The organism is Streptomyces sp. NPDC037126 (assembly GCF_055605965.1).
The window spans coordinates 169,935-180,402 of record NZ_JBVJTD010000002.1 but is presented as its reverse complement, the minus strand read 5'-3'; the positions used below and the strand labels follow the sequence as shown (position 1 = coordinate 180,402).

Annotated in this window: 9 protein-coding genes, 4 pseudogenes and 2 riboswitches; of the genes and pseudogenes, 8 read left to right on the top strand and 5 right to left on the bottom strand. The window is 73.9% G+C overall.

The window, feature by feature from the left end:
* Positions 1–73: 73 nt before the first annotated feature.
* A complete protein-coding gene (locus ACZ7FF_RS05855) occupies positions 74–1,096 on the bottom strand; it encodes a MerR family transcriptional regulator (protein ID WP_470809815.1) in 1,023 nt (340 codons plus the stop codon).
* 231 nt (positions 1,097–1,327) lie between these two features.
* On the opposite strand from ACZ7FF_RS05855, the gene ACZ7FF_RS05850 reads away from it, so the two are divergent.
* Positions 1,328–1,939 carry a sigma-70 family RNA polymerase sigma factor gene (locus ACZ7FF_RS05850; RefSeq protein ID WP_470809813.1) on the top strand — a complete coding sequence of 204 codons (612 nt, stop codon included), beginning with the start codon at positions 1,328–1,330 and terminating at the stop codon, positions 1,937–1,939.
* A 252-nt stretch (positions 1,940–2,191) separates the two neighbouring features.
* On the opposite strand, the pseudogene ACZ7FF_RS05845 reads toward ACZ7FF_RS05850, so the two are convergent.
* A pseudogene (locus ACZ7FF_RS05845) lies at positions 2,192–2,497 on the bottom strand (carbonyl reductase); the annotation flags it as partial.
* Here ACZ7FF_RS05845 and ACZ7FF_RS05840 point away from each other — a divergent pair.
* From ACZ7FF_RS05840 to ACZ7FF_RS05815, 6 genes and pseudogenes are all read left to right on the top strand, one after another.
* Positions 2,494–2,850: pseudogene (locus tag ACZ7FF_RS05840) on the top strand (LysR family transcriptional regulator); the annotation flags it as partial. The pseudogenes ACZ7FF_RS05845 and ACZ7FF_RS05840 sit on opposite strands and share 4 nt — an antisense overlap.
* A gap of 86 nt (positions 2,851–2,936) precedes the next feature.
* A riboswitch (cobalamin riboswitch) is annotated at positions 2,937–3,057 on the top strand.
* A gap of 61 nt (positions 3,058–3,118) precedes the next feature.
* Positions 3,119–3,517: a (2Fe-2S) ferredoxin domain-containing protein gene (locus ACZ7FF_RS05835; RefSeq protein WP_470809811.1), complete on the top strand. Its 399-nt coding sequence runs from the start codon at positions 3,119–3,121 to the stop codon at positions 3,515–3,517.
* Positions 3,496–3,679: pseudogene (locus ACZ7FF_RS05830) on the top strand (acyl-CoA dehydrogenase); the annotation flags it as partial. The gene ACZ7FF_RS05835 and the pseudogene ACZ7FF_RS05830, both read left to right, overlap by 22 nt.
* Positions 3,676–4,752 carry an enoyl-CoA hydratase/isomerase family protein gene (locus tag ACZ7FF_RS05825; RefSeq protein WP_470809810.1) on the top strand — a complete coding sequence of 359 codons (1,077 nt, stop codon included), beginning with the start codon at positions 3,676–3,678 and terminating at the stop codon, positions 4,750–4,752. The pseudogene ACZ7FF_RS05830 and the gene ACZ7FF_RS05825, both read left to right, overlap by 4 nt.
* Positions 4,753–5,178: 426 nt before the next feature.
* Positions 5,179–5,394 (top strand): CbtB domain-containing protein, encoded by a 216-nt coding sequence (locus tag ACZ7FF_RS05820; RefSeq protein WP_470809808.1) that lies wholly within the window; start codon positions 5,179–5,181, stop codon positions 5,392–5,394.
* Between the two features lie 31 nt (positions 5,395–5,425).
* Positions 5,426–6,298: a CbtA family protein gene (locus tag ACZ7FF_RS05815; protein WP_470809806.1), complete on the top strand. Its 873-nt coding sequence runs from the start codon at positions 5,426–5,428 to the stop codon at positions 6,296–6,298.
* A 64-nt stretch (positions 6,299–6,362) separates the two neighbouring features.
* Here the strand turns inward: ACZ7FF_RS05815 and ACZ7FF_RS05810 are convergent, their stop codons facing one another.
* On the bottom strand, positions 6,363–6,959 hold the full coding sequence (locus ACZ7FF_RS05810; RefSeq protein WP_470809804.1) for a histidine phosphatase family protein: 597 nt from the start codon (positions 6,957–6,959) through the stop codon (positions 6,363–6,365).
* 22 nt (positions 6,960–6,981) lie between these two features.
* Entirely contained in the window at positions 6,982–7,137 is a 156-nt protein-coding gene (locus ACZ7FF_RS05805) for a hypothetical protein (protein ID WP_470810617.1), read from the bottom strand.
* An 85-nt stretch (positions 7,138–7,222) separates the two neighbouring features.
* Here ACZ7FF_RS05805 and ACZ7FF_RS05800 point away from each other — a divergent pair.
* Positions 7,223–7,708 (top strand): annotated as a pseudogene (locus tag ACZ7FF_RS05800) (citrate/2-methylcitrate synthase); the annotation flags it as partial.
* Between the two features lie 27 nt (positions 7,709–7,735).
* Here ACZ7FF_RS05800 and metE read toward each other — a convergent pair.
* Positions 7,736–10,054, bottom strand: a complete 2,319-nt coding sequence (metE, locus tag ACZ7FF_RS05795; protein WP_470809803.1) for a 5-methyltetrahydropteroyltriglutamate--homocysteine S-methyltransferase — start codon at positions 10,052–10,054, stop codon at positions 7,736–7,738.
* Positions 10,055–10,225: 171 nt separating this feature from the next.
* Positions 10,226–10,448, bottom strand: a riboswitch (cobalamin riboswitch).
* Positions 10,449–10,468 lie beyond the last annotated feature (20 nt).

Here is a 10,468-nt window from a genome sequence, read left to right as displayed (position 1 = left end):
CCCGTACGGGCTCAGGCCTCCTGGCCGACCTGTGTGCGGCGCTCGCCCGGCCCAGCCGGTCCGAGGACGGTGTTCACGCCCGCCCCGCCGGTCCCCGTACTGCGCCGTCCGTGTCGTACAGGCCGCTCAGGGTCCGTACCGCCTCCCGCAGGCCCGTGCAGCGGGGGAAGGGGCCGGCCGCGCGGCGGTCCCAACCAGGGCCCGCCGGCAGGACGAGGGGGCGCCGGCGGGCGCCCGCCGGTCCCCACTGCAGGCCCGCGACATGCCGGGCCAGCGGTGCCGACGCCGTGGAGCGGGTCTGCGCCCACAGCACGACGGCGGCCGGGCCGGTGCGCCGTACGCAGGCCACCAGCGCCTCCACGGGCACGGCGGCGCCCAGCATGCGCGTCGGCACACCGAACTCGGCCAGCGTCGCGTCGAGTGCCTCCAGCGGCAGCGAGTGCTGCTCGCCGGGCACGCAGGCCAGCACCACCGGCTCGGTGCCGACGGTCTCCGCCGTGCGCGGCAGCACCATCGGCGCGCGGCGCAGCGCGGTGGAGATCTGCCAGGACAGCAGGTGCTCCACCTCCACGTAACGGTCGCCGGAGGACTCCCACTTGCGGCCCACCGCGCGCAGGGTCGGCACCATCACCTCCTCCCACGCGGTGGTCAGCCCGTGTTCCCTGACCGCGTCCAGCAGCCGGCTCTCCAGCTCGGGCGCGTCCAGCCGCACCGCGGCCCGGGCCAGCCCCCGGCACTCCTGGCGCACGTCACCGAGCGGCAGCCCGCCCCCGGCCCCGCCGCGCCGGGCGTCCTCCCGGGGAGGTGGCGCCACGGGGGGACGCCCGGAAGGAGAGGGGGAAGGAGCCCCCTCGCCGTGCGTGAGACGGGCCACGCGGGCCGCCTCGGCCGGGGGCGCGCCCGCCGCCGCCAGTCGGCACATCTCCTCGACCATCGCCACGTCCCGCGGACTCCAGCGCCGGTGACGCCCCTGCGACCGGGAGGCGGGCCCCAGGCCGTAGCGGCGGTCCCAGGAGCGCAGGGTGGTGGGGGAGACACCGAGCCGGCGGGCCACCGCGCCCGTGGTCAGGCCGGCCGCCTCCGTCTCCTCACTCATGACCGTCACCTTCCGCTGCTCCGTGCGGCCCGTCAGCCGTCCGGGAAGTCCCTGTCCCCAGGTTAAGCGATGCACGATCGATGCGAGTTGTCCACGCCTTTCCCCGCGGCGCACGCTGAACCAAGGGGACAGCGGCACGTACCGCGCGGTGGGCCCGAGGCCGCACCGCCGACCGGACCAGTGCCGCGCCCACCGGCGACGCCCGCCCGGCTCACTAGGAGAGACGTGGTCATGCACCGAATTCCGGCCGCACCCGGCTCCGTCACCACCGTCGAGCCCGCTCACGCCCATCCGTCACCGGACGCCGCGGACGGCATCGCGCTGTCCGCGGACGCCGCCGCCTGGTCCGCCCTCCACCGGCGGTGGGGCGGTCTCGTCCACGGGCTGGCCCAGCAGGCGCTCGGGGACGCGCGGGAGGCGGAGGACGTGGCGCAGCAGGTGTTCACCGACGCCTGGCGCGGCCGGCACGGATATGTGCCGGAGCGGGGCACACCGGCCGCCTGGCTCGTCGGGATCACCCGGCGCAAGGTGGCCGACGCGCTCGCCGCCCGTGCGCGTCGCGCCCGGCTCGCCGCGGTGGCCGCCGAACTGCTCCCGGAGCAGCACCGCGAGACCGGCGCCGAGCCCGAAGCCGCCCTGGACCGGCTGGTGGTGGGCCGGGCGCTGTGCCAACTCAGCTCCGCGCAGCGGCAGGTGCTGCACCTGGCCTACTACGAGGACCTGACGCAGGCCCAGATCGCCCGGATCACCGGCTGGCCGCTCGGCACGGTCAAGAGCCACACCCGGCGCGGCCTCGACCGGCTCCGCCGCTGCCTGGAGGACTCGGGCGTCGCGACGGCCTGACGCGCAGAATCGATGCAACCTGGGCGCTGCTTCCTGCCCGGTTCGGCGCGCGCACCGCGTCCGCATCCCGTGACCAGCGGTACCGCCCACCGCGACCCCGTACCGACCGCCGCGGGCGTCGCAAAGAGGCGCACGACGCGTACGACGACACGCCCGCCGGGAGGAACGTGACCGTGGGAACGGACCGACGGGACGGCTGCCCGTCTGTGAAGTCGACATCCCGGGAGGCCGAGGCGTGTCGAGCAGCCGGCCTCAGGGCTTGAGCATCCGGTCCTGCTCCACCGGGGGTGTGCCGTCGTGCCAGTCCAGGGCCTTGCCGAAGCGGATCAACTCGCCGTACAGGGCGGGGTCGACGTGCTCGGCGAACACGACGTCGAGCACGGCCCGGGCGGCTTCGGAGGGCGTCTGCGCCTGGCTGTAGTCGCTGAACCAGGGCCGGGAGGTCGCGGTGTCGACCATGCCGGGGCAGACCGAGGCGAGGAGGGTGCCGGTGGCGAGGTCGCGCTCGCGGCGTTCGGCCGCGACCGCCCGGACGGCGGCGACCTGCGCCACCTTCGAGTCTGCGGGGTCAGTGCCGGATCGCCGGCTCCTCCTCGGGAGAGGACCGTGCGATGGGCGTGTGGCCCGGCCTGGACGAGCGGCCCGAGATCGCCCACACCGCCCGCGACTGGCTGGCCAAGCTCCGGCTCGTCGCCGCGGGCTGCGGGCTGACCACCGTGCCGGCCGTCTTCGGCGCCATGGCGCCACCGGGTGTCCGCGTCCTCCCGGTGCGCGGCGGTCCCCAGGAGCGGCGGCGCCTGCTCCCGGCCCGGCTTCCCCACCCGGCGACCGAGGCGGTCGGCCGGCTCGCGGCGATCCTCCGCGCTGTCGCCCTGGAGGCGGACGCGCCTCCCGCACCACCGCCGTCGTGAGGACGGGCCCCTCGCACGGCGCCCGGAGGTCGTGCCGGTACCGCGTGATGCGATGATGATCGGCGACATAAGGCGACGGCGGTCCGAGGAAGCCGGTGTGAATCCGGCGCGGTCCCGCCACTGTGACCGGCGAGTGAGTTCGGGCGGGCCACCGCGGCGACGCGGGTGGCACGGCGGGGCGAGCGGCGAGCCGGGAGCCAGGAGACTCACGCGGTCGCCTCCTCGAGCGACACCGGGGCGGATCTCCCCGGAAGAGGGGAGCGGCGCCGTGCCCGGGAAGCCCACGGAAGAGACGTCGAGCGGGGCCGCGAAGGGCGGCGAACCGGTGCCGTGCCGGGTCGTCGTCTGCCGCGACTGCTGCTGCGGCACCCCCAAGGTGACAGGGGTCGACCACGCGGCGCAGACCGCGCGGCTGCGGGCCGAGGTGCCGGTGCGCGTCTCGGAGTGCCTCGACGTGTGCGACCAGGCCAACGTGGTCGTCGTACAGCCGTCCGCCGCGGGCCGGGCCGCCGGTGCGCGGCCGGTCTGGTTCGGCCTCGTCAACGATGCGGACGCGACCGAGGACATCGTCGCCTGGGTGCGTGCGGGCGGCCCGGGCGTGGCACCGCTGCCGGACATCCTCGACCTGTACGCCTTCAAGCCGCCGCGGCGCACCGTGGGTTCCTGAGACCCCGGCGGTACTCGGTCGCCGACCGTGCGCTCCAGCCGCCTCGGCGGGTCCGGCATCGAGAAGATCGTCCGCGCTCCGCACGTCCATCAGATCCTGGAAGGAACGAACGAGATCATGCGAGTCATCGTGGCCCGGGGCCTGACGGAGGCGCTCGGATGACCGCTACCGACGAACCCGTCCTGTTCCGCACCACCGGCCGGGCCGCCCACGTCATCCTCAACCGCCCCAGGGCGCTCAACGCCCTCAACCACACGATGGTCCGCCGCATCGACGCGGCCCTCACCACATGGGAGCACGACCCGGCCGTGCAGGCCGTGGTCGTCACGGGCGCCGGGGAGCGCGGCCTGTGCGCGGGCGGCGACATCCGACGCATCCACGACGACGCCCGCGACGGCGACGGCACCGCGTCGGCCGCGTTCTGGCGCGACGAGTACCGCCTCAACGCCCGGATCGCCCGCTGTCCCAAGCCGTACGTCGCCGTCATGGACGGCATCGTGATGGGCGGCGGGGTCGGCCTCTCCGCCCACGGCAGCGTCCGCATCGTCACGGAGCGGTCGAGGATCGCCATGCCCGAGACCGGGATCGGCTTCGTCCCGGACGTCGGTGGCACCTACCTGCTGGCCCTCGCCCCGGGCGAACTGGGCACACATCTGGCCCTGACCGGCGCGCAGATCGGCGCCGGCGACGCCCTGCTGTGCGGGCTCGCCGACCACTTCGTACCGGCCGACGCGCTCCCGCACTTCGTCGACGGCCTCGCGGACACTCCCGTACGGGACGCGCTCGCCCGCCATGTACGGCCGGTGCCACGGGGCGAGTTGGCGGAGCGCAGGGAGTGGATCGACGACTGCTACGCCGCCGACACGGTCGAGGAGATAACCGACCGGCTGCTCGCGCACGGCGACCCGGCCGCCAAGGAGGCCGCGGAAACCCTGTTCGCCAAGTCGCCGACCGCGCTGAAGGTCACCCTCGCCGCGGTGCGCCGCGCCCGGCGCCTCGGGCCCCTGGAGCGCGTCCTCGACCAGGAGTACCGCGTCTCGTGCGCCGCCCTGAGCACCCCCGACCTGGTGGAGGGCATCCGGGCCCAGGTCATCGACAAGGACCGCGACCCGCGTTGGTCGCCCGCCACCCTGGCCGAGGTGACCGACGCCGACGTACAGCGCTTCTTCGCGCCGCTCGGCGAGCACGAACTCGGCCTCGCCGGGCCGGAAGCCGCCCCGGAGGCGGCCTGGTGAGCCGTACCGGTGCCTTCGTTCGCGCTCGGGCACGCAGGACGCCGTCCACGCGATCGCGGCCCGGCCCCTCCGCAACTGGCCGTCGACTAGTACGAATTCACTACCGAGGGCGGACGCGGGCCTGCCGGCGCCAGTGGGCGGACACGGGCCGGACGGTGCGGGCGACCGGCCGGGAGGGGGACCGGTCCTACGCAGGGCGGTGAGTGCTCAGGGCCACACCCCCTCGGCCAGTTGTCCGATTGACGGACCATCTCGTGGGTCCGTACGCTCCGTTTGTAATGACGGCCTAAGGAAGCTGGTGGAATTCCAGCACGGTCGCGCCACTGTGAACAGATCCTCCCCAGGGCGGGTCTGGAGTCAGACCCTGGGCCGTCATGACGCTCCACTGAACCGAGGGACGCACGATCCCCTGAAGGAGGCTCACTCATGAGCAGCATGTCCGCGCCCGCCGCGCTTCCCACCCCGGTCGTCCTGCCCGCCGCGAAGGCGGTGTTCTGGCTCGTCGGAACCGCGCTGATCGCGCTGGCCTTCTACTACTTCATCGGTGTCGACCAGGGCGCCTACTCCGTCTTCGGCAAGGACATGCACGTCCACGAGTTCGTGCACGACGCCCGCCACTTCCTCGGCTTCCCCTGCCACTGACGGGAGCCGGCACGGACACGGACATCTGAACATGGAAAAGAGACTCATACTGCGCGGCGTCATCGCCGGCGCGGTCGCCGGTCTGCTCGCCTTCGTCTTCGCCCGGATCTTCGCCGAGCCGCAGATCAACAAGGCCATCGACTACGAGAGCGGCCGCGACGCCGCGCAGGAGGCTCTCGACAAGGCCGCCGGCATCGCACCCGGCGCCCCGGATCCGGACATCTTCAGCCGCACGATCCAGGCCAACGTGGGCATCGGCGTGGGCATGGTCTTCTTCGGCATCGCCATGGGGGCCCTGTTCGCCGTCGCCTACGCCGTCTGCCTCGGCCGGGTCGGCAACCTGCGTCCCCGCAACCTGGCGATGCTGGTGGCGCTCGGCGGCTTCCTCGGCGTCTACCTGGTGCCGTTCGTGAAGTACCCGGCCAATCCGCCGGCGATCGGTCACCCGGACACGATCAAGGACCGCGGCAACCTGTACCTGGCCATGGTCGTCTGCTCGGTGGTCTTCCTCGTCGGCGCCGTCTGGCTCGGCAAGCGCCTCCAGTCCCGCTTCGGCAACTGGAACGCCACGCTCCTCGCCGGCGCCGTCTACGTCGTCGCCATCGGCATCGTGATGGCACTGCTGCCGCAGCTCGGTGAGCTCTCCGCCAACGTGCACGAGTACGGCCACCACGCCACGGAGACGCCCCTGCCCCTGACCAACCCCAAGGGCGCGATCGTCTACCCGGGCTTCCCGGCGGACGTGCTGTTCTCCTTCCGCTTCTACTCGGTGGCCGCGCAGGCACTGCTGTGGGCCGCCCTGGGCCTCGTCTTCGCCCCCATGGCGGAGCGGCTGCTCGATCCGGCGCTCCGGGCCTCGGCCAAGCCCGCGCCGAAACAGCCGGAACCCGTCGGCGCCGCCTGACGCACCCGAGGGCCACGCCTCCGCGACGAGGCGTGGCCCTCGGGCGTTCCCGAGGCGCCCTGCCCTACGGCGCCACGGCGTCGCCCTGCGCCGAGACGCCAAGGGGCCTGCCCAGCCGCAGATTCCAGCGGCCGGCCCGCCCGCTGAGTTCCGTGGCCGTCAGCGGCGCCACGTCGAGCCTCCAGAACGCGGCCTCGGGCAGGCCCAGGACTCGCGTGACCGCGGCCCGCACCACCTCCGGCTCGACCACGGCGACCGTGCGGCCGTCCGTGTGCCGCGCGGAGTCCAGCCAGCGCCCGACCCGTTCGCACATCTCGCGCACCGACTCCCCGCCGTGTGCCGCCCAGCCCGGATCGGTGAGCCAGTGGCCCACCGCCTCCGGCTCGGCCGCCCCGACCTCGTCGAGGGTGCGGCCCCGCCAGGCGCCCACGTCGAGGCCGCCCAGTTCGGGCGTCCCCACGCCCTCGAAGCCGAGCGCGGCCGCCGTCTGCCGGCAGCGCGCACTCGGGGACACGAGCACGCGCGCGGGCGCGGCCAGCGTCCCGGCGGCCTCGCGGGCGCGGGCCGCTCCCGCCTCGTCGATCGGGTCGCCGTCGTAGAAGCGCGCCTGCCGCAGCGACGGGCAGGTGGCGGGCGAGACGAAGGTGGCACGGCTGGTCACGTGGCTGCTCCTGCTGTCGGTGTCATGGGGTGTGGGTCTCCACCGCGTACGGCACGTACGGCCGCCGGTCGGGGTCGACGGCAAGTCGTCCCCCCGCGGGCGGACGGGCCCGCTGGGCGCAGTCGCGGCGCAGCTTCGCATGGGCGTAGGCCTTCCGTGTCCCCGGCCGCCGTGCCATGCGCCCACCTCCCGTTCCCCCCCAGGCCTGCCTGCGAACCTAGCATCCGCAGGATTCGCGGTTTTCGCGGATCCGCAGCTGAGCGATGTACACGATCCGCACGTTGGAACGGTGGCCCGGCGGCCCGTCGCCGGGAAGGCTCAACCAGCAGACCAACTCCCTGACCTACCACGGCTACCCGGTGCAGGACCTGGCCGCCCGCCGCTCCTTCGAGGAGGTCACCTTCCTGCTCTGGTACGGCGAACTCCCCGACGGGGGACAGCTCCGCGACTTCCGCGCCCGCGAACGCGCCCTGCGTCCCCTGGACCGCACCACGCTGGAGCTGCTCACCCGGCTGCCGGACACCTGCCACCCGATGGACGTGCTGCGCACCGCCGTCAGCTTCTTCGGCGCCGAGGACCCGACCGACGACGACGGCTCGCCCGCCGCCCACCGCGCCAAGTCGCTGGCCCTGCCGGCGAAGCTGCCGACGGTGGTCGCCGCCGATCAGCGCCGTCGCCGGGGCCGCGCCCCGATCCCGCCGGACCCCGATCTCGGGTACGCGGAGAACTCCTTCCACATGTGCTTCGGCAGGCCCGGGCCGGCGACCGGTGCCGGGTCAGGAGGCCGGCAGCTCGCCGCGGACCGTGCGGGCGGCGGTCACCAGGTTCTCCAGAGCGGCCCGGGTCTCGGTCCAGCCGCGGGTCTTCAGGCCGCAGTCGGGGTTGACCCACAGCCGTTCCGCGGGGATGGCCTCCAGGCCGGTGCGCAGCAGCTCGGCGGCCTCCTCGGCGCTCGGGACGCGGGGGGAGTGGATGTCGTAGACACCCGGCCCGGCCTCGCGCGGGTAGCCGTGGCCGGCGAGTTCGCGGGCGACCTGCATGTGCGACCGGGCGGCTTCGAGGCTGATGACGTCGGCGTCGAGATCGTCGATCGCCTGCACGATGTCACCGAACTCGGCGTAGCACATGTGCGTGTGGATCTGGGTGTCCGGGCGCACCCCGCCGGTGGTGAGGCGGAAGGCCCGCGTCGCCCAGTCCAGGTAGGCCTGCCGGTCGGCGGAGCGCAGCGGGAGCGTCTCGCGCAGCGCGGGCTCGTCGACCTGGATGACCGACGTCCCCGCGGCCTCCAGGTCGTCCACCTCGTCGCGCAGCGCCAGGGCGACCTGCCGCGCGGTGTCGCCGAGGGGCTGGTCGTCGCGGACGAAGGACCAGGCGAGCATGGTGACCGGACCGGTGAGCATGCCCTTGACCGGCCGGTCGGTGAGCGACTGGGCGTACGCCGTCCAGCGCACCGTCATCGGCTCCGGCCGGGAGATGTCGCCGGCCAGGATCGGCGGGCGCACGTACCGGGTGCCGTAGGACTGCACCCAGCCGTGCTGCGTGGCGAGGTAGCCGGTCAGCTGCTCCGCGAAGTACTGGACCATGTCGTTGCGTTCGGCCTCGCCGTGGACCAGGACGTCGAGGCCGGCCTTCTCCTGGAAGGAGACCACCTCCTGGATCTCCGCCCTGACCCGCTCCTCGTACCCGGCCGTGTCGATCCGGCCGGACCGCAGGTCGGCGCGGGCGGTGCGCAGTTCGCCGGTCTGCGGGAACGAGCCGATGGTGGTGGTGGGCAGCAGGGGCAGGCCGAGCCGGGTGCGCTGGGCGGCGGTGCGCTCGGAGTACGGCTGGGAGCGCCGGGCGTCGGCCTCGGTGACCGCGCCGGTGCGGGCTCGGACGGCCGGGTCGTGGGTGATCGGGGAACCCGCCCGGGAGGCGAGGTCGGCCCGGTTCGCCGAGAGTTCGGCGGCGATCGTGTCGGTGCCCTGGGCGAGGCCCCGGGCGAGGGTGACGATCTCCCGCGTCTTCTGCTTGGCGAAGGCGAGCCAGCGCAGGATCTGCGGCTCGATGTCCCGCTCGGCCGCGGCGTCCAGCGGCACGTGGAGGAGGGAGCAGGAGGCGGAGACGTCGACCCGGCCGGCCAGGCCCAGCAGCGTGCCGAGCGTGGACAGGGACCCGCCGAGGTCGTTGACCCAGATGTTGCGGCCGTTGACGACACCCGCGACCAGGCGCTTGCCGGGCAGGCCGCCGACGGCCGCGAGCGCGTCCAGATTGGCCGCGGCGGCCTCGGTGAAGTCGAGCGCGAGCCCGTCGACCGGGGCCTTGGCGAGCACCGGCAGGGCGTCGCCGAGGCGGTCGAAGTAGGAGGCCACCAGGAGCTTCGGACGGTCGGTCAGGGCGCCGAGGTCGCGGTAGGCGCGGGCGGCGGTGTTCAGCTCGGCGGGGGTGCGGTCCTGGACCAGGGCCGGCTCGTCGAGCTGCACCCATTCGGCGCCGGCGGCCCGGAGGTCGGCGAGTACCTCGGCGTACACCGGCAGCAGCCGGTCCAGCAGGGTGAGGGGGTCGAAGTCCGTGGCGACGCCGGGAGCCGGTTTGGCCAGCAGCAGGTAGGTGACGGGACCCACGAGCACGGGCCGGGCGGTGAGACCGAGCGCCAGGGCCTCGGTCAGCTCACCGACCTGCTTGGCGGAGTGGGCGGCGAACACCGTGTCAGGCCCCAACTCGGGTACGAGATAGTGGTAGTTGGTGTCGAACCACTTGGTCATCTCCAGCGGCGCCACCTCCTGGGTGCCGCGGGCCATGGCGAAGTAGCCGTCCAGGGCGTCGGCGGTGACGGCGTCCCGGTGGCGGGCGGGGATCGCGCCGACCATCACGGTCGTGTCCAGGAGGTGGTCGTAGTACGAGAAGTCGCCGGTCGGCACCTCGTCGATGCCGGCCTCGGCCAGCTGCCGCCAGTTCCCGCGGCGGAGTTCGGCGGCGGTGGCGCGGAGGGCGCCGGCGGTGACGCGGCCCTTCCAGTAGCCCTCGATCGCCTTCTTCAGTTCCCGGCCCTGGCCCTGGCGGGGGTAGCCGTACACGGTGGCGCGTGCTGCCGCGGCTGCGGACTCGCTGGTCACGGAGATCTCCTTCGCGAGATGAATCCCTGAGGTCCCGGGGACGGGACGAGAGCGCGAAGGGATGACGAACCGGGCGGAACCCGACCCCGCGCGCGCGGTCTGCGCGGTCGTCCGCCTGGTGTGTTCGCCGACCCGCCCTCGAGGTCACCGGGATGTCCGCGCACGGAACGGTCCGTACGCGGGCAGTTGGCAGGTCTTCGGACTCGCGGGCACGTCTCTGTCGTACGAGACACCTACTGGCCGTCGCTTCCCAGGCCCTTTTCGTCGGGCTCAGTGCGTATGACGGCGGTCGTTCCCGCTCACCGCTGCGGGGCAGTCCCGGATTCCCACCGGGTTCCCTCTTGCGACGCATCCCGCCTGGCTGACGGGGCGAACCAGCTGCTCCGGCCACCCTACGGGTTCGCCGTGCCCGGG